The organism is Chryseobacterium sp. PET-29 (assembly GCF_025736815.1).
GTDB classification, from domain to species: Bacteria; Bacteroidota; Bacteroidia; order Flavobacteriales; family Weeksellaceae; genus Chryseobacterium; species Chryseobacterium nepalense.
In genome coordinates this window covers 3990358-4011813 of the sequence record NZ_CP107053.1, presented here as the reverse complement: position 1 = coordinate 4011813, position 21456 = coordinate 3990358, and the positions used below count along the sequence as shown (strand labels likewise).

Annotated in this window: 20 protein-coding genes and 3 tRNA genes; 5 read left to right on the top strand and 18 right to left on the bottom strand. The window is 36.0% G+C overall.

Annotation, left to right across the window (positions count from 1 at the left end; all coding sequences use genetic code 11):
• Positions 1 to 14: 14 nt before the first annotated feature.
• Together ODE14_RS18170 and ODE14_RS18165 are read right to left on the bottom strand one after the other, a co-directional pair.
• Positions 15 to 1097 (bottom strand): efflux RND transporter periplasmic adaptor subunit, encoded by a 1083-nt coding sequence (locus ODE14_RS18170; protein WP_248394962.1) that lies wholly within the window; start codon positions 1095 to 1097, stop codon positions 15 to 17.
• Between the two features lie 142 nt (positions 1098 to 1239).
• Positions 1240 to 1629, bottom strand: coding sequence for a hypothetical protein (locus tag ODE14_RS18165; RefSeq protein WP_263602410.1), 390 nt, complete (start codon positions 1627 to 1629; stop codon positions 1240 to 1242).
• 558 nt (positions 1630 to 2187) lie between these two features.
• Between ODE14_RS18165 and ODE14_RS18160 the strand changes: the two genes are divergently transcribed.
• Entirely contained in the window at positions 2188 to 2586 is a 399-nt protein-coding gene (locus tag ODE14_RS18160) for a hypothetical protein (protein WP_263602409.1), read from the top strand.
• Between the two features lie 57 nt (positions 2587 to 2643).
• On the opposite strand, the gene ODE14_RS18155 is transcribed toward ODE14_RS18160, so the two are convergent.
• The 9 genes from ODE14_RS18155 to ODE14_RS18115 form a co-directional block, all read right to left on the bottom strand.
• The gene (locus ODE14_RS18155; protein WP_248394635.1) at positions 2644 to 2904 is read right to left on the bottom strand and encodes a SemiSWEET transporter; all 261 of its coding nucleotides are present in this window, start codon (positions 2902 to 2904) and stop codon (positions 2644 to 2646) included.
• A gap of 60 nt (positions 2905 to 2964) precedes the next feature.
• Complete coding sequence (locus ODE14_RS18150) at positions 2965 to 3999, bottom strand: NAD(P)/FAD-dependent oxidoreductase (RefSeq protein ID WP_263602408.1); 1035 nt, start codon at positions 3997 to 3999, stop codon at positions 2965 to 2967.
• Positions 4000 to 4053: 54 nt separating this feature from the next.
• Positions 4054 to 4992, bottom strand: a complete 939-nt coding sequence (gldN, locus tag ODE14_RS18145) for a gliding motility protein GldN (protein WP_248394637.1) — start codon at positions 4990 to 4992, stop codon at positions 4054 to 4056.
• Between the two features lie 9 nt (positions 4993 to 5001).
• Positions 5002 to 6594 (bottom strand): GldM family protein, encoded by a 1593-nt coding sequence (locus ODE14_RS18140; protein ID WP_248394638.1) that lies wholly within the window; start codon positions 6592 to 6594, stop codon positions 5002 to 5004.
• A 50-nt stretch (positions 6595 to 6644) separates the two neighbouring features.
• Positions 6645 to 7337, bottom strand: coding sequence for a gliding motility protein GldL (gene gldL / locus ODE14_RS18135; protein ID WP_072886096.1), 693 nt, complete (start codon positions 7335 to 7337; stop codon positions 6645 to 6647).
• A gap of 64 nt (positions 7338 to 7401) precedes the next feature.
• Positions 7402 to 8820, bottom strand: coding sequence for a gliding motility lipoprotein GldK (gene gldK, locus ODE14_RS18130; RefSeq protein WP_248394639.1), 1419 nt, complete (start codon positions 8818 to 8820; stop codon positions 7402 to 7404).
• 108 nt (positions 8821 to 8928) lie between these two features.
• Entirely contained in the window at positions 8929 to 10782 is a 1854-nt protein-coding gene (glmS, locus tag ODE14_RS18125) for a glutamine--fructose-6-phosphate transaminase (isomerizing) (protein WP_248394640.1), read from the bottom strand.
• Positions 10783 to 10818: 36 nt separating this feature from the next.
• Positions 10819 to 12405, bottom strand: coding sequence for a DUF4270 domain-containing protein (locus ODE14_RS18120; RefSeq protein ID WP_263602407.1), 1587 nt, complete (start codon positions 12403 to 12405; stop codon positions 10819 to 10821).
• A 15-nt stretch (positions 12406 to 12420) separates the two neighbouring features.
• Positions 12421 to 13191, bottom strand: a complete 771-nt coding sequence (locus ODE14_RS18115; protein ID WP_248394643.1) for a glycogen/starch synthase — start codon at positions 13189 to 13191, stop codon at positions 12421 to 12423.
• Between the two features lie 181 nt (positions 13192 to 13372).
• Here ODE14_RS18115 and panC point away from each other — a divergent pair, with 181 nt between their 5' ends.
• Positions 13373 to 14221 carry a pantoate--beta-alanine ligase gene (gene panC, locus ODE14_RS18110; protein ID WP_248394645.1) on the top strand — a complete coding sequence of 283 codons (849 nt, stop codon included), beginning with the start codon at positions 13373 to 13375 and terminating at the stop codon, positions 14219 to 14221.
• Positions 14222 to 14497: 276 nt separating this feature from the next.
• Here the strand turns inward: panC and ODE14_RS18105 are convergent.
• The 3 genes from ODE14_RS18105 to ODE14_RS18095 all read right to left on the bottom strand — a co-directional run bounded on the left by ODE14_RS18105 (position 14498) and on the right by ODE14_RS18095 (position 14835).
• Positions 14498 to 14570 (bottom strand) — tRNA-Lys (locus tag ODE14_RS18105).
• Between the two features lie 73 nt (positions 14571 to 14643).
• A tRNA-Leu gene (locus ODE14_RS18100) sits at positions 14644 to 14726 on the bottom strand.
• A gap of 36 nt (positions 14727 to 14762) precedes the next feature.
• Positions 14763 to 14835 (bottom strand) — tRNA-Lys (locus ODE14_RS18095).
• A gap of 115 nt (positions 14836 to 14950) precedes the next feature.
• On the opposite strand from ODE14_RS18095, the gene ODE14_RS18090 reads away from it, so the two are divergent.
• Entirely contained in the window at positions 14951 to 15466 is a 516-nt protein-coding gene (locus ODE14_RS18090; protein WP_248394647.1) for a shikimate kinase, read from the top strand.
• An 11-nt stretch (positions 15467 to 15477) separates the two neighbouring features.
• Here the strand turns inward: ODE14_RS18090 and ODE14_RS18085 are convergent, their stop codons facing one another.
• Positions 15478 to 15915, bottom strand: coding sequence for an RNA-binding S4 domain-containing protein (locus ODE14_RS18085; RefSeq protein WP_248394649.1), 438 nt, complete (start codon positions 15913 to 15915; stop codon positions 15478 to 15480).
• A 54-nt stretch (positions 15916 to 15969) separates the two neighbouring features.
• Here ODE14_RS18085 and ODE14_RS18080 point away from each other — a divergent pair, with 54 nt between their 5' ends.
• On the top strand, positions 15970 to 16728 hold the full coding sequence (locus ODE14_RS18080; RefSeq protein WP_263602406.1) for a hypothetical protein: 759 nt from the start codon (positions 15970 to 15972) through the stop codon (positions 16726 to 16728).
• A 39-nt stretch (positions 16729 to 16767) separates the two neighbouring features.
• Here the strand turns inward: ODE14_RS18080 and ODE14_RS18075 are convergent, their stop codons facing one another.
• Positions 16768 to 18285 carry an FMN-binding glutamate synthase family protein gene (locus ODE14_RS18075; RefSeq protein ID WP_263602405.1) on the bottom strand — a complete coding sequence of 506 codons (1518 nt, stop codon included), beginning with the start codon at positions 18283 to 18285 and terminating at the stop codon, positions 16768 to 16770.
• Positions 18286 to 18562: 277 nt separating this feature from the next.
• On the opposite strand from ODE14_RS18075, the gene ODE14_RS18070 reads away from it, so the two are divergent.
• Complete coding sequence (locus ODE14_RS18070; RefSeq protein WP_263602404.1) at positions 18563 to 19204, top strand: acetyltransferase; 642 nt, start codon at positions 18563 to 18565, stop codon at positions 19202 to 19204.
• Positions 19205 to 19354: 150 nt separating this feature from the next.
• Here ODE14_RS18070 and mtaB read toward each other — a convergent pair whose 3' ends face one another.
• Both mtaB and ODE14_RS18060 read right to left on the bottom strand, forming a co-directional pair.
• Complete coding sequence (gene mtaB / locus ODE14_RS18065; protein WP_248394655.1) at positions 19355 to 20701, bottom strand: tRNA (N(6)-L-threonylcarbamoyladenosine(37)-C(2))-methylthiotransferase MtaB; 1347 nt, start codon at positions 20699 to 20701, stop codon at positions 19355 to 19357.
• A 66-nt stretch (positions 20702 to 20767) separates the two neighbouring features.
• Complete coding sequence (locus ODE14_RS18060) at positions 20768 to 21409, bottom strand: hypothetical protein (RefSeq protein WP_263602403.1); 642 nt, start codon at positions 21407 to 21409, stop codon at positions 20768 to 20770.
• Positions 21410 to 21456 lie beyond the last annotated feature (47 nt).

Genomic DNA, 21456 nt, shown 5'->3' with positions numbered 1-21456 from the left:
TTCATTAAAGAGTCTTACTCTGCTTTTAATTTTAATGATTGAAGAACTTTTTTCGGATCCTGAGCTTTAACCTGAACCTTCTGATCGTCTTTCACTTTCTGAACGCCTTCCAGTAAGATTCTGTCACCGGTAGAAATTCCCGAAGCCACTACATAAACATCTGGAAGTTCGTAAGCAACTTTTATATTTTTAGATTTTGCCACCCCGTTTTTATCCACCACAAAAACATATTTCTGATCCTGGATTTCGTAAGTCGCTTTTTGCGGAATGATTAAAGCATTTTTTAAAGGTAAAGTCATTCTTACTTTACCCGTTTCACCGTTCCGTAATAATTTATCGGGATTGGGGAATTTTGCCCTGAAAGCAATATTTCCTGTTTCACTGTCGAATTCGCCTTCAATAGTCTGAATCTCACCCTTCTGAGGGAAAACATCGCCATTTGCCATAACCAGATCTACCTGGTTGCTGCCGCGTGATGCGATATTTCTCTGATAGTTCAGGTACTCTGGTTCGGAAACATTAAAATAAGTGTAAATGTCATTGTTATCCGAAAGTGAGGTTAGTAAATCTCCTTCATCCACAAGACTTCCCAATTTTAACGGGATTCTGTCGATAATCCCTGAAAACGGTGCTTTAATATCTGTAAAAGACAGGTGAATCTGGGCCAGTTTTGCTTCAGCATTTGCGGCATCCAGCTTGGCTTTTGCCATTGCTCTTTCGTTTTTGGAAACAATGTTGTTACTGGCCAATGTACTTGCATTTTTCAGTTCGATGGTAGCCTGGGCAACTTCTGCCTGAGCTTTCAGCAATTCTGCCTGGTATAATTTCGGCATAATTCTGAATAATGTCTGTCCCTGACGAACAAACTGGCCTTCATCCACAAAGATTCTCTCAAGGAAACCTTTTTCCTGTGCACGAACTTCAATGTTCTTTACAGATCTTATTTGAGCTACATATTCTTTATCAATCACCGTATCCATTACGATGGGTGAGGTTACAGGATAAACTGCAGCTTCTTCTTTTTCTTCTTTTTTCTTGTTACAGCTGAACAATAAAAGACTGCTTAGCGCAATGCTTGCGACAACTCTTTTGATCATAATTCTAGAGTTTATATAAATCGTTAATGTTTTAAATAGGAAAATGGCAATAAGGATAACAGCGATGTGATGATTGCCGGCAACACAACGCAGTTTATTTTCCGCCGTAAGAATCAGCAGAAAAAAGATCGACAAAGTCTTTTTAGATTCTGATAGAACGGATCAGAATGAATCTTTTAACCGTTGAAAAACCTGATAAATAGCCGTGAATAGAAGGCTTTAGTTTTTTGAAGCTTTTTAACCCGAAAATATAAACCAATGTAAAAACACTGGCAAAAACCATTATTACCTGGAAGGTATCCGACAACTGAAAATTATCTTCCGTAAGCTCCAGAGAATAAGCGCTGCTTACATCATCCGCAGCCTGCTGCATAGAAAGTTTGTCGTAGGTTTGATTTAAGCGGTTCGCTTTTTTGGGTAAATTCTGAGAAGTATGAGTATAATTATTCTGTAATGTTCTGACATTAATTTTGCTCTCTACTACAAAAAGCAGAAAAAGAGTAGTCAAAAAATATACGATATAATTTCTCATAACTTTCAATGCACAAATGTAGGTGTTCAATGGACAATCTCTCAAATAAAAACCTAACATAATCCATTGCATTAACAATATTTAACACTGCTTTAAATTAGCTGAATTGCGATTTAATATCAGCTATGACCCACATAAAAACATTCCAAAATTTTAATTTTCAGCTTATTGCAAAAAATATTTTAAATAATAACAAACCATGGCACTCAATTTGCTTAACGTTGAGTCATTAAAAATTTCGTTAAAATGTTAATTTGTCATAAAAAAAACAGATTGAAATTCAGGAACTCAGATTAAATTTTCTTTATAAAAACAATGAGCTATAGTGAATTATTTATAATGATATTTTAATCTAAGAATGTAATCTCTTTATACAAGCATATTGCAGAAGCTTCGCTTATCGTTATCCGTCTGAATTTAAATTCACAAAGTTTGAGTTATTGTAAACAGTATAATTATTAATAAAATTTTATAAAAAATTAACATATTATCTTTAATAAAGCCGTAAATTTATAAGTAATTAACGCCAAATAATGCATTATATAAAAACAAAATACTATGAAAAATATATTACGAATAATTACATTAACATTAGTCTTTGCTTTAACGGCATGTAAGCATCAGTCTAAAGATGAAGAAGTTCATCTGCAGAATCTTACTGATACGGAAACGGTAACTGATGATAAAATTTCAAAAAACGTTTTTACTGATTCCTATGGTGATAAGCTTGAGGCAACACTTAATGAAACTAAAAATACGATAATTGTTCGCTTTGATGGAAAAACGTATGAGATGAAAAAAAGCGATGAGCTTCCTGAATATACGGCTACAAACCCGGATTATCAGTACTCTGATATACGTGGAGAAATAACTTTTTTAAGAAAAGGATACAATATGGTTTTGTTTCATCATAAAAAAGATAAACAGGATTCCAATACCAAAATGGCATCTTATTAAACTGCACCTACAATAAATAATATATATGAAAAAGCACTTTTGATTGTCAAAAGTGCTTTATTTTTTTTTCTTGTAAATCATACAGCATATTAGCAAAATAATGTTGACAACGACTGCGAAAGCATTGGAAAGTATGATCGGGAGCTCATCTTTTATAAATCCGTACCAAACCCATAAAGAAAGTCCGGAAATCAGGACTAAAATCATAGTCCATGACAGATCTTCAGCATTTTTCTGCTTTAATACTTTCACTAATTGCGGAATCATGGATACTGATGTTAAAATTCCCGCTACAATCCCCAGAATATTTTCGTTCATAACTTATCTTTTATTTAAGATAAGAAATTTCGTGCCGTGATGCAATCATTACAACTATGGTTATGTAAATCTTTCAAGAGCAATTTCTTCATGAAGAGGGATTTTATTTTCAATATAATCATATAAACTCCTGGAAAAATAGCACCCATTAAGAATTCCTCTTGCGCCAAGACCATTAAAAACATACATATCATAATGTAGATGATGTCTCCCGATAATCGGTCTTCTGTCCTTTACGGTGGGCCTGAATCCGAAATGTACATCTTCAATACTAAAATCGTGAGGATAAAATTCCTTTAACCCGTTTTCAAGCTGTTTAACAGCAGAAGAATCTATCTCATGATGAAGCTGTTCCCTGTCATATGTTCCGCCGTAGAAATACTTTTCATCATCAATTGGAAAAAGGAAATGCTTTTTCTTAATGGTATTATTTTCAGGTAAAGCCCTGGAAAGTTTAACTTTAATATGGTGACCTTTGTTGGGAACAACAGGAATATCCGAAAAGAAAGGATTGTCTTTTACCGCCATGCCTTCGCAGAATAAGATCTGTTTAAAGCTGATATTTTTATAAGTATGATCTGCAATGTTAAGATCAGAGTATATAAACTTTTCTTTGATAAGTTGTTGACGTTTTAGTAAAAAATCAAATAAACCCGTAAAAAACCCTTTAACATCCAACCTGGCAGACTGATTTACCTTTCCTGAATTAAAATCATTTTTTACCCCTTCTAAATGTGTGAAATTTTTATCTAAAAAATGAAAAAGATCATCGTTTGATGATTTTTTAAGCCAAAGCTGTTGCTCATTCTCATCATGAAAAATTCTGTGAATTGGTGCATCGATTAAATAATTCTGACCGGTATATTTTTCAATTTCGTTTAAAGTTTCCTTCAAAAAATCAATTTGTTCCTGAGCTTTCCAAAACGTAGTAAACTTTTTTAAAACTACCGGATTGATGATACCCGCGGAAACACGGGAGGCACTCGTTTTTTCTTCCGAGAATACAACAAATGATTTATTATTTCTTATAAGCTGATGGGCAAAGAAAAGCGAAGCATAACCATCTCCCACAATAATATAGTCTACATTTTCCATAATAAAAAAACCTGAGTAAAAATACTCAGGTTTTCTATAATTATCAAGTGAAATTTAGTAATTCCACATATCATTTTCCATTTGCAGGATTTGTGACTTGATTCTGTCACTTTCTTCTAATTGCTCATCAGCATCTCTTGGGATATAGTCTTTAATAACTCCATCACCAAGTCCTGTTGAAGATTTGAAGATCACAGAAGAGAATCTTCTTGCATTGATCAAATCATCGAAAGAAAGATCTGCAGAAGTATTTTTTCTGTTATAAACATAATTGTTAGCCAAAATTTCTCTTGCATTAGGATAATATACCCAGAAAAGATCGATTAATTCATCAGCTCCAGGCAAAGGCTGTCCATCCGGCGTAGTTCTACCTATCAATTTTGGATCTGGCCCCATTGCAGCAATTCCAAGAGGTCTGTACTTTAATTGTCCGTCTCTCTTATCGATGAACCACATTCCGAATACTTTTAAAACTTTAACTTTTTCTGTTGTTGTTTCATAAACGTCAGTAAGTTCTTTTTTCTCCTGTTCTGTAAGCTGACGTCCACTGTTTAAGATATTAATAGCTTCATCATCTACTCTTACGTCAACAAGTCTTGACTTGATCTGTTCAGGAGTAAGTCTTTGTACAAAGTTTTCATCATCATAAACTTCTTTGATGTCACCATTTAAAGCACCATCAAGTAAAAGTTTATACAAAGATTTTGTTTCTGAAGACAGTAATCCATCAGGATTGTTATAATAGAAAGGCTGATTGATTTTATCATTCATATCAATTACCTCCCAAACAAACATGCTTTTTAGGATATCCTTCTCATCAACAAACCCATATTCCAGAGGTTTTACTTTTTTGTCGATAACAGTATCTCCAACTTTCATTTTGTTCTCAGCTCTCATTTTTCTGAATTCTTCAGGAGAAGAAGCGTTCAGGATAGTCTGGGAAAAAGCGAATCCCGAAACTAATACTAAAAAACTGCTAATATATTTTTTCATAATTCTTTATTATTGAACATTAATTAATACAGGTGAAATATTTGGAATAATAGTATTTCCTAATCCAGTAGCTGTTGCTTTAATATCAAAGATATATACTCCGTCTCCAGGTCTTAGATTTCTAAACATTCCTGCTGCTCCTTGTAGAGAATTCCCTTGAACCTGCATTGAAGCTCTACCAGGTACTCTTACCATGAACGAAGTCACGTTGAAAGATACCGGGAAGTCAAAGTCAGGAATAACTGCCTGAAGCTGTTGATTTTCAACTGAAGATGCTGGTAATGTCAACATATTCTTCCCTCTGATCTGTCCTTGTGGAGGTGGTACATTTTTAATTCTGTATTCAAAAACCTGAGAAATTGATTTTCCGTAAGGATCTGTTCCAGATAATGTTATTTTCAGAATATTTCCTGCACCTGGTCTAACATCCCATTTACCTGGACCTGTACTCTTAACAGTAGCTCCAGGAGCAGATAAGGATAACTTAGCATTATCGGCACCTAAGATTGAACCTGAAACAGGGTTATCAAGGTTTCTGTACATCACATTCATTTTATCAGCTGAAAGCAATAAACCTTTCTGAAGTTTCACTTCCTGAGGACCAGCAATTACATTATATGTATGCGTGAACGGGAAGCTTTGTGCTTTTCCGGTAGCATCTGTTAAAGTAATGTTTCCACTTAATGTGTGTGGCCCGATTCCGCTGGTATTTAGTGTAGCATATCCTTTACCATTTTCCTGTCTTCCAACTCCGGAAATGTTAATTTTGTTACTGTTAGAATAATTACCTAACATTACCACTGCTTCAGCAGGCTTACCTGCAACAACATCTACAGGAGCAGAAACGATTGCCTCATAACTTGTAAACTTGATGCTTGCATCTACTTTTTCCTGTAATAATAATGCTAATGCATCAGACTGTACATTTCTCGCATCATTCTGAATAATCTCAAGATTAGACAATGCTGCAATAAGAGGCTGGTGATAGAATTTATTCTGTAACCATGTTTTATTGTTTGGCGACTGTCCTTTAGGATATTCTGCGATTAATGATTTATTCGCTCTTTCAATTAAATCTTTTAACTGAGAATTCCCTCCGAAAGTAGCATTGATATAGTTTCTGACATCATCAATTTTTGCTTTCAGTTCCATAGCTCCTTTTGATGCGGAGTTTTCATCCCCATCTTTAAAGAAGTAGGTTGTAGTTGCTTCGTTGTTGTTCAGTGCTGAAAAATTTTCACTTACATCAATCAACTTTCCTGTTTTAGGATCTTTTTCTACAAATTCGGATTCTTTTTTAAGTTTATCCTTGATCTGATCTGCATGCTGTACCAACGCATTTATTTTCTGCTTCAGCTGCTGATATTGCTGCCAAGGCTGAGCATAGGTATCCGGTACCTGCTGAGCTTTAGCTTCTAACGTCTTTTCAAAGATATCTTCGTTTTTTCTTTCTGTTAATAAACGCGTATCTTTTAAAGCAACCGTAGAGTCATAATATGATCTAATGATTTCCGCATCAATATTTAGAGCCATCATCGCGATGAACACCAAATACATCAGGTTGATCATCTTCTGACGAGGTGTCTGTTTTCCTTGTGCCATTCTTTTCTTTTTGTTTTAGTTAAGTAGTTAAATTTAGAAATGGTTAAGGATTATGACTTCATAGCAGTTAGCATACCACCATAAACTCTGTTTAAGTTATTTAAGTTAGCTGTTAAACCTTGCAATTCTTGGTTGAATTTTTCTGAGTGTTCAGCAGACTTCTGCATATCTTCTACATATTTTTTAGCAAAATCAGACTGTCTTTGTCCGTTTTCCAACTGCATTGCATAAAGTGCATTCATGCTCTCCATGTGCTGAGCAGCTTTATTTAATTGTTCGTTATATTTATGTGTAGAAGCAGAAACATCTACCGTTTGATTGATCTGATCTACAGAACTTGAAAATTTATCGATTCCTGTTCTTAATCTTTCGAATAGCTGAACATCCAATTTAGCATCCTGAAGCATTTTATCTAATTTTCCTGAAAGAGAATTTTCAAGTTCAGCAAAATGATCGATTGTATTTTTAGCTGATACATTAGAGTGCAAAGGATTTGGATTTGCATGTTTATCTAATAATTCCGGATATACGTTTTCCCAAGCATAAGATTCTTCAGTTTTTGGCGGGTCGAAAGCGAAGATAATGAAGATGATCGCTTCTGTAATAAGTCCCACTGTAAGAGCAACGTTACCTGTGATAGGTCCAATGTTGATGTGAGTAATTTTAAGCCAAGCTCCAAGAATTACAATTGCAGCACCGAATGAATAGAAGAAATTCATCCAAGCATCTTTAGTCTTAAACATATAAGTTAGTTTTTTTTAATGTTAAATAAAAAATTGTTATTGAAAATAAAAATGGTTTGAAAAATTATCTGTTAATTTTTCTTGGCTTAACAGCAGCTTCAGGAATATCCTGTACGGTTCTGAATCCGATATAGCTTCTTGCTGAATCTTTTCTCTCCCAGTCTCTTGTACCGTTCATCAACATATATCCAACATCTTTCCAAGAACCACCTCTTACTGATTTTTTCGTGTCAGTTAAATCTTTTGTAGAAGGGTTTAAAGTAGATGAGAACCCGTATGAAGAGTTGTTGTAAGCAGATAATGTCCATTCAGAAACGTTTCCAGCCATATCATATAATCCATAACCGTTTTTCTTAAATTTCTTTACAGGAGCAGTATATGTATAAGTACCTTTTTTGTTATCTTCCATGTAATCTCCTCTCTTAGGTTTGAAGTTTGCCAGGTAGCAACCTCTGTCATCCATTAAGTAAGGACCACCCCAAGGATAAGTAGCATTTTGCATTCCGCCTCTTGCAGCATATTCCCATTCGATTTCCGTTGGAAGTCTGAACTGCAATGGTCTTTGTTTTCTTCTTTTTAAACTTTCGTTATAATCGGATTTCAATTTGGATCTGAAGTTACAGTAAGCTCTTGCCTGATCCCAAGTAACTCCAACTACAGGATAATCTTTGTAAGCTTTGTGCCAGAAATACTGTTCGAACAATGGTTCGTTATAAGCAAAATGGAAATCTTTTACCCAAACGGTTGTATCAGGATAGATGGCGATGCTTTCACTTCTAAGGTAGTTTACACCTCTTTCTTTTTCAGCCATAGCAACATCCATGTCTCCCCATCTGTAAGTATATTTAAGCTTACTAACATCAAGGATTCTTTCATTACCAACTCTTGAAGAAGCTGGTAAATACATAGACTCAAGAACCTCTGCATATTCTACGTCCGGATATTTGGACGTATTCCAATGCAATGGAACTTTCCAGTCGATTTTTTTGGTAGGATCAAAAGTACTTTCGTCTCCGCCTCCCTGTGCTTCTAAATATTCCTGATATGGTGTTAAATTTTCTTCTTTTTGAGCAAGGTATGCATAATCTCCTATGCTTGTTCCTCTTCCTTTACCTTCACCACCTTCTCCGGCAGCTTCAGCAAGTAGTGTTCTTGCGATAGAATCTCTTACATAGTTGATAAATACTCTATACTCAGCATTGGTAGTTTCTGCTTCATCCATGAAGAAAGAAGAAACAGTAACTGTTTTTGCCTGAGCTTTTTCAGGACTGTCTGTAAAATCCTGATCAGTTAGCCCCGCAACAAACGATCCTGCAGGAATTGCAACCATGCCGTATGGTCTTTCCGCAACAAATGATTTTGTTTTTTCTCTTGGTATCAACTCTCCTTTTGTTCCTGGTTTCCCCACAGAAGAAGTACCACCACCTGAACAAGATACCGACGCTACTGACGCAGACAATAATAAAAGAAATATCCTTTTCATGTTAATTTTTATAATTAAGCCGTAAATATATAATTTTTTTAAGAAACTTTTAAGATTTTTTTTGAAATAACGAAAGAAATCTAAATTTATTTTATTTACAAGTATTTTTTATTCCACAGTTACAGATTTTGCAAGGTTTCTCGGCTGGTCTACATTTGCTCCTCTATACACTGCAATATAGTACGCTAACAGCTGTAAAGGCACTGATGCCACGATTGGCGAGAAACATTCTGACGTTTCAGGGATCTCAATAACATAGTCCGACATTTCGCTTACCTGTGTATCTCCATTATTTACTACAGCGATTACCTTTCCTTTTCTTGCTTTAATCTCCTGAACATTACTTACAATCTTGTCATAATGTCCTTTTTTAGGAGCGATAATTACAATAGGCATATTTTCGTCGATCAATGCAATAGGACCGTGCTTCATTTCTGCTGCAGGGTATCCTTCTGCATGGATATAGGAAATCTCCTTTAGCTTCAATGCTCCCTCAAGGGCTGCCGGATAATTGTATCCTCTTCCCAGATAAAGGAAGTTTGTTGCATTTACAAAATCTTTAGCAATATTCTGCACAAGCTCATGAGTAGAACTTAATACATCTTCGATTTTTTTAGGGATAGCATCCAATTCAGCGGTTAAGCTCATGAAATCAGCATTTCCTAAGTTTCCGTTGTGTTTACCTAATTTTAATGCAATTAAGCTAAGAATTGTAAGCTGTGCCGTAAATGCCTTTGTAGAAGCTACACCGATTTCAGGGCCTGCGTGTGTATAGGACCCTGCGTCTGTAATTCTTGCAATAGACGAATCTACAACATTACAGATCCCGTAAATAAATGCACCTTTCTCTTTTGCGAGTTTAAGGGCAGCCATGGTGTCTGCAGTTTCTCCGGATTGGGAAATCGCGATAACAACGTCTTTGTCCGTAATAATCGGGTTTCTGTATCTGAATTCAGAAGCGTATTCTACTTCAACAGGAATTCTTGCATATTCTTCGATAAGATATTCTCCGATGAGTCCTGCATGCCATGATGTTCCGCAGGCAATGATAATAATTCTGTTAGCATTTTTGAATTTCTCAATATGATCCCAGATTCCGGCCATTTTGATAACACCTTCATCCACCAGTAATCGTCCTCTCATGGTATCATGAACGGATTTTGGCTGTTCGAAGATTTCTTTTAACATGAAATGCTCATATCCGCTTTTTTCAATCTGCTCGAGACTTAACTTAAGTTTTTGGATTTCAGGTATAATTTTAGAATTCTCAGTAATTGTTCTGATATCCACACCATTTTCCAATGAGATGGTGGCCATGTGTCCTTCCTCAAGATAAATAGCTTCTTTTGTAAATTCCACAAAAGGAGAAGCGTCAGACGCTATAAAATATTCTTTATCGCCAATTCCTATTGCCAACGGAGACCCTAGTCTTCCAACAACAAGTACTCCCGGATAATCTTCATGCATTACGGTAATAGCATACGCTCCGTAAACTTCATTTAATGCATATCTTACAGCAGTAGGAAAATCCGTTTCATTGTTAAGGTCCATAAAATACTGAATAAGATTAACCAGAACTTCGGTATCTGTTTCAGATTTGAAGGAAAATCCTTTTTCCGTAAGCATTGTTTTGATGGTATCATAATTTTCAATGATTCCATTATGAATAATAGCTAGCTTCCCGTTATTAGATAAATGAGGGTGAGAGTTTCTGTCGCTTGGTACTCCGTGAGTTGCCCAGCGGGTGTGTCCCATCCCGATTTTAGCTTTACCTTTCAATTGGCCGGAAATATTCACCAGATCCTCAACTTTGCCTTTCGTTTTTTCAACCTCTAATTTGTTATTCCCATCTTCTAAAACGATTCCGGCACTGTCGTAGCCTCTGTATTCTAATCTTCTAAGACCGTTAATTACTATATCGTAAGCGTCTTGAAAGCCTGTGTATCCAACGATTCCGCACATAATTATATCAAGTGTTTTAAGTGTGTTTTTTAAATATTATTTTGTCCCGTAAGTAACCATAAGTTGTACACGGTTAGCATTTGTTGCATCTGTTCCGATAAATACTGCTCTGCTTGTATTATAAGAAGTAGTTGTAGATTTGTAACCGGCAAGAGTAGTTCCGTCGGAACTTGTTTCGAAACTTCCTAAATTTATTTTAAAATATTTTGTTTCGGTTTTGTCTGTTGACGCCTTGCTATCCGGCTCAATCATTTCTTTTATGGACTGTGTAACAATAAAGTCGTAATATGTTTTATCTGTATCCATATTGTACGCTTTAAAAATGGTATATCCGGTAACTCCTGCCAGCTTTAAGAGATCATTGGTAAAACTCGTTCTTACCTTGGTAGGATTAGAGGAATTTGCAGGATCAACATATCTGCGCAATAAAGTAAATTCTGTAGGCTTTTTAAATTTTGTACTGTTCCATGCAGGATCTACATAAATTCTGATCTTAGCACTTATTATAGCTGCTTTATTATTTTGATACAGATTTTTAAGATCATTAATGGTAGACTCAGGGATTTTAATTCCGATAGAATTCCCTCCCATTGCCTGGGCATAAAGTTTTGAATCACCAGTAACGCTGTTATATCCCGCACCTGAAACTGCAGAACCAGTTCTGGCATACTGGTACTGACCAATGTGAGCATTTCCTGATCCTAGTACGAATGAATAAGAAGTCTGCGGTCTTGTTGTCGTTCCGTTTTCCGTTTTATCATATTTATAATACATGATCATTTCCATATCATTAGGCGCAAACTGGAACAAATATCCGTCCGACTCTGCAACAGAAACTCTTAATCCTTTAAAATAACGGATAAAGTTGGATGCATCCTGAAGTTCAGGCTGATCTTTTTTGGCAATGATTTTAGTCTGGAAGAAATTTTTATCCAGCGGAATTCTGATTCCCGGTGTTGAAGCAGTAAATAATGCCGTACCTCCATCATCTTTTGTAATGGCAATAGAACTCGCGTTTCCATTAAATACTTTTGAACCTAATTCATTAGAATCAAACGCAAAAACGTCATTAGACTTTACCGTATCTGAAGCTGCTTTAAGGAAAGTCTGTACTTCATTTACCTTTATGGTTAAACTCTTTTTTGCTCTCCCGAATTTTAAAACAGGATATGTATTAACTACCTTTTTAGCATTTACCGCTCCATCCGCTGCTGTAGTATAAGTATAATTGTCGTCTACGGTATTTGTAGTAACAGAATCTGAGGCATATCTTGGTTTTATCACGAGAACTACAGAATCTACAGTAGCATTGGTTCCAAAGTCAGGATCATAAGTGGATAGTTTAACCTGAGTAAGATAAGACGCTTTCTGCATTCCGAACTGGCTTTCATTAAAAGCACCCAGCACTCCGTAAGTAAGTTTTGATGCATCCGTACGAATGGTATCGTTATTATTAATATTATATGCAACAACAGGAAAAGCCTGTTCTTTACCTTGTGCAGCGCCGTCTAAAAACAGCTGTTCTCCCAAAGTATCCGCATCCGGCTCACAATTGTAAAGTAATATACTTCCCAAAACCACCATAGAAATTGCGGTGATTGTCTTCTTAACAGTATGAATCATTAAAAATGTGTTTTCTTAATAAAGTTGATTAATAGAATCTATGTCCAGATATTCCGATTTCGGAGTTGATGTTTCGTTGAATGCCTTATCAAGGTCTTCATCAAGAAACTCATCGCCCTTTACGATCATATCCACATAGCCCATACTTTCGGCAACGAAAGTTTTAACGCTTGGGTTATTTAACGCTTTAAGACCTGAAATATTATCAAACTTCAGCTTTTCGTCAATATTGGAAGCTAAAGATGCATCTTTTTCATTGTATAACGAAAGAACAATTTTTGCATCCTTAAAATAAGTATCGGATTCGTAGTATGTTTTAAGATAAATAGGAACAAAAGATGACATCCATCCGTTAAGATGAATCACATCAGGCACCCAATTGAGCTTTTTAATAGTTTCAATTACACCTCTGGCGAAGAAAATTGCTCTTTCATCATTATCATCAAAAGGATTTCCTTCATCATCAAAATAATATTGCTTTCTTTTGAAATATTCTTCGTTATCGATAAAGTATACCTGAAGTCTTTCCCCCGGAAGAGACGCTACTTTAATAATAAGAGGCTGATCCAGATCATTGATGATGATATTCATTCCCGACAGGCGGATCACTTCATGAAGCTGGAATTTCCTTTCACTTATTTGTCCAAATCTTGGCATAAAAACTCTTACATCATTGCCTTCATTGTGCATCTTAAGTGCCATTTTGTTTACCAATGCAGCCATATTTGTATCTTCCTGATATGGATACATCTCTGTAGTAATGTACAGTATTTTTTGATTCGGCATAAACTTCTATCTAATTTTTGTAAAAATGCTTTAATGCGCAAAATTACGAAAAAACATTCAACATTAATTTAATTAACATTTTTTTACGATAATTTGCGGTCTGAAATTATTAAAACCGCGTGTAACTGTATCATAACTATATGATATTTTTAGTATTTTTGAATTACTATTAAAATAAACTATGGAAGTTTTAAAAAGCAAGAAGATCCTTCAGGATTTCATTGAAAGACAGAAAGAAATGGGAAAAAAGATAGGTTTTGCACCCACTATGGGAGCCCTGCATGACGGCCATCTTTCGCTCTATAAAATGGCCAGAGAAGAAAATGACCTGGTGGTTTCATCAATTTTTGTTAATCCAACCCAATTCAATAACCCGGAAGATCTTGAAAAATATCCGAGAGACATTAACCGCGACATTTTGATCCTTGAAAAATCAGGACTGGTAGACGCCGTTTACATTCCTGAAGTCACCGATATCTATCCTGAAAAGACCGAAAGCAGGCATTATGATTTTGATAGACTTGAAGATGAGATGGAAGGAAAATCCAGACCGGGCCATTTCGATGGTGTGGGAACGGTAGTAGAGGAACTTTTTTTACAGGTGAAACCAGACAGTGCTTATTTTGGTGAAAAGGATTTTCAGCAGCTTGCCATTATCAGAAAGATGACTGAAAAGAAAAAGCTTCCGATTAAAATAATTGGAGTTCCTATTTTCAGGGCAGAAAACGGACTGGCTTTAAGTTCCCGAAACCAGAGACTCGATAAAGACCGCAGAGAAGCTTCAAAAATAATTTATGAAACGTTGAAAAAAGTCAATGAATGGTTCCGTGTGTTAACAGTTCCTGAAATTAAACAGCGGGTACAGGATATTTTTGACAATCAAAGAGGAATGCAGCTTGAATATTTCCTGATTGCCGACGAAGAAACTCTGAAAGAAACAGATTTTTTCTATAAAGACAGAAACTTCAGGGCTTTTATCGTAGTTGTTGTAGACGGAGTGCGGCTGATCGACAATATGCATTTAGATTAAAAATCAGGCTGAGTTTAAACTAAGGTTTACACATTTAAAATAAAGATCCGGGCGTTGCTTTAAGCGGCGCCTTTTGTTTGATTTAAATACTATTAAGATCACTTAAAATTTTCAATTACTTCAGAACAGCTGGCTGTTGGAAAACTTTTCCTATCAGGATTAAAATAAAAGAAATAGAATATATATATAAAAAAATCAAAGGCTTCTTGAGGAAGCCTTTGAAACACCAAATCACAAAATATTAATATGAAAAAAATTTACTTTTCAGTAAACTTGTGACCCGGCTGGGATTCGAACCCAGGACCCATACATTAAAAGTGTATTGCTCTACCAGCTGAGCTACCGAGTCGGTCACAATTAATAATGATAAATATAAATAAAATTTTTATTTTCAGTATTAATTATTTCAATTTTCTGCATTGTGCCTGCGACTGGACTCGAACCAGCACATCCTTAGGAAACCACCCCCTCAAGATGGCGTGTCTACCAATTTCACCACGCAGGCAAATAAAATTACAAAAATCTAGTAATTTTTTGCTAGTGACCCGGCTGGGATTCGAACCCAGGACCCATACATTAAAAGTGTATTGCTCTACCAGCTGAGCTACCGAGTCGGCCACTTTATTATCAAGTTTTCATTTGAATAATGTCCCTTGTTTTAAGTGGTGCAAAGATATAGCTTTTTTTTATTTCTCAAAACTTTTTTGCAAATTTGTTTAAAAAAAATTCATGATAATTTCACTGGTCGGATACATGGGAAGTGGCAAATCTCACATTTCCAAAATATTAAGCGAAAAACTAAATTTTAGACTTATTGACCTCGATAAAGAGATTTCTAAGCGAAATAAATTAACCATTCCGGAAATATTCGCAAAAAAAGGAGAAATCTATTTTAGGAAGCTGGAACGGGAGGCACTGGAAGAAATTCTGGCTACTGAAGAAAATCTGGTGCTAAGCCTGGGCGGAGGCACGCCCGCTTATTACAATAATATGGAAATTATCAACAGTAATTCCCAGAGTGTTTTTATGAGAGCTTCCGTAGGAACTTTAGCAGAAAGGCTATCCAAACAAAAGGAAAAACGTCCGCTTATTGCCAATATACCCGATGAAGATCTTCCCGAATTTATTGCCAAGCATTTGTTTGAGAGAAACGCTTTTTACAGTAAGGCACAGTTTCATGTGGTTACAGACAACAGACAACCTGAAGAAATTGTAGCTGAAATAATAGAAAAGCTCTATCTCTAGAGCTTTATTTATTAATCATCTTCTGAATTGTCGCCATCCTTTTCACCGAAAAAATCATCCCAGTCGGTAAAATCTGAAGCAATATCGTTTTCCACATAATCATCCATATCCCTTCTGTCTTTTTTCGTAGGCCTGCCCTCTCCCTTGATTCTGTAATAATCCTGGGACATTTTACGCATTTTCAGAAGCTCATACTGCTCTTTATCCGTTACATCTTTGATATGAAGCGGGACCAGCTTTGCGCCTATCCTGCTTTTAGGAATCTGGATCACCTTTATTTTATAGTCAATCTGATTTTTACGGATCTTAATCACATCTCCTTCTTTTACCTCTTTAGAAGACTTTACCACCGACTCGCCGATAGAAACCCTGTTCTTTTTGATTTCCTCTGTAGCGATGGTTCTGGTCTTATAAAAACGAATGCTCCATAAAAATTTATCTATTCTCATAATTTTTTATACTTTTGCCGTTATATTATTTGTAAAGTAATTAAAGTTTTTGAAATGAAAAAAATATTTTTATATATCCTTGCGGGATCTCTCTGCTTTTCTGCATGTAAAAAGGATGATGAGGTTGAAACTTTTATAGAACCTGAAGATGTATCGGTAAGAAATTCATATGACGACCAGGCTATTCAAAAGTTCATGGATAATAATTATCTTGATGCGCAGGGAAATATAAAAGCTTTCAGTTCAACAGACGCTTCTGATGACAATGAAAAAAAGCTTTCCGAGCTTAATCCGGTAAAACTTCCTTCAGGAGTAGTTTATATTATAAGAAACGGGGCACAGCCATCTCCCGGCGTAACCCTTGAAACCAATTCTACAGCAGACAATGCCACACAAATCAGAGTAATGATGAGGGCCAATTATTATCTTGCAGCAGAAAGTGATGGAAACATATCTTTCGGAAGCGCAGGAGTTCTTTTAAATACTATTAACGGTTCAGGTTCACCAGCGACAGACCCGCCTTACTATTATGTAAAAAACAATGTTCTTGAGAGTGCGACCAGCGATGATGCGAAAAAGAGAAGCTATTACGAAATCGAAGGACTTCAGGAAGGATTGAAATACTTTAAAGGGTACGAAAATAAAAATGACGGTGATCCTTACAACTTACAGGGCGTAATCATCGTTCCTTCAAGAGCAGCATTTGCAAGAGATCTGCATTATAACTATACAGGATTTTCGCTTAAAAACAATTGCTTTGTGTTTAACTTCGAAATTTACAAAGCCAACTTAAGACCGGCGAATGAAAAATAAACTAAAAACGCTTCAGAATATGAAGCGTTTTTTTTATGATCAGAATCCTGATTTATGTTTTACATTTCCCAGAATATCAGGGAAATAATGATCGGAAAGATGATCAAATTCATCACCTCTCATGAACATTGTTGCATCCACTTCTTCATAAGAACTTCTTCCTGCCGCAGCAATAAGTTCATTACAAGTATGCAGTGTATTTTTATGAAAGTGATATACTCTTTCGGCTTTATCAGTAACATCCAGTCCTTTGATCAGCATTTTATCCTGAGTAGCAACACCTGTAGGGCAATTATTAGAATTACATCTTAACGCCTGAATACAGCCCAGTGAGAACATAAAGCCTCTTGCATTGTTACACATATCTGCTCCCATAGCAACAGCTCTCAGGATATCCAGACTTGTTAAAACCTTTCCACTGGCAATGACACGAAGTTTATTTCGCAGATTGTAATTTTTAAGGGTTCTGTTTACAAAAATCAACGCAGGTTCCAATGGCATTCCCACACCGTCTGAAAATTCAGGTGGTGCTGCGCCGGTTCCCCCTTCCGCACCGTCTACGGTAATGAAATCCGGATAAATTTTTAATACATTCATCTGAACACAGACGTCTTCAAATTCCTTCGTATCACCTATACAGAGTTTAAAACCAACAGGTTTCCCTCCGGAAAGTTCCCGCAGCTCCTGTACGAATCTCAGCAATCCTGCTGCATCAGAAAATGCGGAATGTGATGGCGGAGAAATAATTGTCATCCCCGGAGTTACGTGACGGATTTTGGCAATTTCCGGAGTATTTTTCACCCCTGGTAAAACACCGCCGTGCCCTGGTTTAGCTCCCTGCGAAAGCTTAATTTCAATCATTTTTACATTAGGAAGATTGGAATATTTTGCAAACAGTTCAGCATTAAACTTTCCTTCATCATCGCGGCATCCGAAATACCCCGTTCCGATTTGCCAGCAAAGATCCCCTCCTTCAAGATGATAGGGTGAAATACCTCCTTCCCCTGTATTATGATAAAAATTACCTTTTTTGGCACCTCTGTTCAATGATAGCTGAGCACGGTCACTCAATGATCCGAAGCTCATCGCTGAAATATTCAATAAGGAAGCATGATAAGGCTGCGTGCATTGTGCCCCTCCCACCCATACTCTCGGAAGTTCTTCCGAAGGCGACTTTGCATAAATAGAATGCTTGATTCCTTCGTATTTCCGGTGGTTGATTTCCAGCTGCGTCCCGAAAGCAACAGTGTCCCCTAAGTTTTTGGCTCTTCTATACACTGCAGAACGCTGATTTCTCGGAAATGGTTTTCCGTCTGTTTCCCTTTCAATAAAATACTGTTGCATCTCCGGTGAAATACTTTCGAAAAAATACCTGAAATAGCCTAATACAGGAAAGTTTCTTAAAATTGCATGTTTCGTCTGATAGGTATTATAAACCCCTAATGCATAAATGGCCGTCAAAAGAGTAGGTATCCAGTAATGCGCCCTGATGAGTAATGCTACAACCCAGGTAACCATCACCAATACCAGTCCCCAAGATAAAAACTTATCTCTCATTTCTATTATTTTTCTATAAAGATAAAGATTTAAAAAGATTTTAATGGCTGGAATAGAGTAAAATCTGATATTCCGCAGCCTTCTTGGACCTGTCTAACAAACAAATACACAAGCTTAATATTCAATACGTTAATAAATATATAATTTTTTAAATATTATAATTATGTATTAATAAAATACTTTTTGTATTAATTAAAACAAAATAATTTTAATCCATAAAAACAATTGCGTAAATTTGAGCGTTTGTTACCATCAGAAGAAAAATCAAAATAGAGATATGATAAAATTTGACAACAAAGTTCTAATTGTTGGCGCGAGTGGGTTTGGTAAGGAAGTACTTATGTGTTTAAGTGATTGTATTGCCGGTACAGATTTAAAATTAGAAGACATAGCCTGCTTCATGGAAACGGATGAATTTTGTAAGGATGTAAAAAATGTTCATGGGATTCCTGTAATTACCGAGGATCAATTTAATCCAGCTGACTACCACGTCCTGATTGCCATAGGAGATCCCAAAATTCGAAAGACAGTCGTTGAAAGGCTTCCAAAGGAAACAAAATATACAACGCTAATTCATCCTTCAGCTACTATTTCTAAATATGTTGAAATTGGCGAAGGAACTATAATTACAGCCGGAACAATTGTTACCACGGATATTAAGATCGGCAAGCATGCCCATTTAAATCTGCTTACAACCATCGGGCACGACTGTAAAATCGGAGATTATTTTACCACAGCACCTTCAACGAATATCAGTGGAAATTGTGAAATTGGAGATAATGTTTATTTCGGAACAAGCTCATCCATAAGACAGGGAATAAAAGTTTGTGATAATGTAACAATCGGGATGGGTGCAATTGTTGTTAAAGATATCCGTGAAGAAGGAGTTTATATCGGAAGCCCGGCTAGAAAACTGTAAAACCAAAATAATTGCCTAAGGCAAGAATAATAACAGGGGCATTTGCCCCTTTTTTCTTTAGTATAAGAGTGTCAGATACGTTTTTAACACACTTTTATTATTGCCGTTACATGATTTTATTGATCGAAAAAAATACTAAAGCTAAAAGTTTTACAATTTCTCCAAGAACTTCTCAAAGGAATATTGTACGGAAACGGTACCATCAGCTTCTATTCTGTCCAGTTTCAGGAATTCAATCTGGTTGACGGACGCTGCATCATAATCTTTCTGTACCCTCACATAATTTTCCGTGAAGCCGAACATTTTTCCGTCTTTATTTTCGTGTTCCCAAAGTACGGGAAGTGTTTTCCCAAGCTGGGTCTGATAGAATGCCATCTTTTTCTTTTCGGAAAGAATTCTCAGCATTTTATTTCGTTTCTTTCTTTCAGAAATCGGTACAATTCCATCCATTGCGGCAGCCTCGGTATTTTCTCTTTCAGAATAGGTGAAAACGTGGAGATAAGTAATCGGCAGCTCATTCAGGAAGTTATAGGTTTCCATGAACAACTCTTCCGTTTCTCCCGGAAAACCAACGATCACATCAACGCCAATCGCGGCGTGAGGCATTACTTCACGGATTTTAGCAACCCTGTCTTTATATAATTTCGTAAGATAACGACGCTTCATTTTTTTCAGAAGATCATCACTTCCGGACTGCAGCGGAATGTGAAAATGCGGAACAAAACTTCTGCTTCTTGAAACCAGCTCTATACTTTCATCTTTCAAAAGATTAGGTTCAATGGAAGAAATACGGATTCTTTCGATTCCTTCTACTTTATCGAGCCCGGAAATCAAATCCAGAAATGTATGCTCATGCTTTTTGTTTCCGAATTCTCCTTTTCCATAATCTCCTATATTGACTCCGGTAAGAACGATTTCTTTGATATCTCTTTGAGAAATTTCTCTGGCATTTTTCAGTACATTTTCAATGGTGTCGGAACGGGAAATTCCTCTTGCCAGAGGAATTGTACAGTACGTACATTTATAGTCGCAGCCGTCCTGAACTTTCAGGAAAGCTCTGGTTCTGTCTCCGATAGAATAGCTTCCGATAAAAAAATCAGTTTCTTCAATTTCACAGGAGTGCACAATTCCCTCATTTTCAGATTTTTCAAGATCATCGAGATAGCTCAGGATATTGAACTTTTCTTTGGCGCCCAATACAAGATCCACTCCTTCAATCTGTGAAATTTCTTCAGGTTTCAGCTGTGCATAACATCCCACAATGACAACCAGTCCTTCAGGATTGGCCTTCATTGCTCTTTTTACGTGGAGTTTACACTCACGATCTGCATTTTCCGTAACAGAACACGTATTGATCACATAAATATCCGCTTTATCATCGAAACTCACCTTTTCATACCCCGCATCCGTGAGCTGGCGGGCAATGGTAGATGTTTCCGCAAAATTTAATTTGCAGCCTAAGGTATGAAATGCGGCAGTTCTGTGAAATTGAGACATTTATTAATCCTGAATTTTGTGGCTGCAAAGATAATCAATTTAATACAAATTGTAAATCGATTCAGTCTATTGCTTAAATTCATCTCTTATTTCCGAACTGTTTTGATAACATACGGGAGAGAAATTATGAAGTTCTGCATCATCTTTTTTCTGCAGATCTTTAATGCATTGTTCTCTTATTTTCCAGATTTCATGTAAGTCATAGTCAAGACATTCGGTATCAATCCAATTTTTAAGGAAGGCCTGATGAAAAACGATTTTTTCTTCAACAATTTGATCATATTCCATTTCCTTTTCAAGTAACAGTTTATTTTTAAAATCATTATAATTGGAATTTGCCCTTGTAAAATCATAATATATTCCCTCAATTTTCAGGTAATTATGTGCTTCAGGAATATATTTCAGATTAAACTTTTCTAATGTATTTTTAATTTTACCCGTATATTCTTCATCCATTTTAAAAATTCCCAACATGAGTTTTATTTCAGCATAATCATTTTCAAGAGCAAGCTTTCTCAGTACCGCATGTTTCGTGCTGCAGGTCCCGCCCAAATCATTAAAAACACAAAGAATATCACGTTTATCAGTATTTCTTTTGTATGGCAACATGGAGATATAATGACAGGCGGAATCAAAGTCATGAACATTTTTCGTTAAAAATTGTCTAGAAACGATTCCTTTATCTTTCTGTATTTTAAAATTTTTCATAAATGTTGAATATTGAAAAACAAAAACCACCTCTCTCGAGGCAGTTT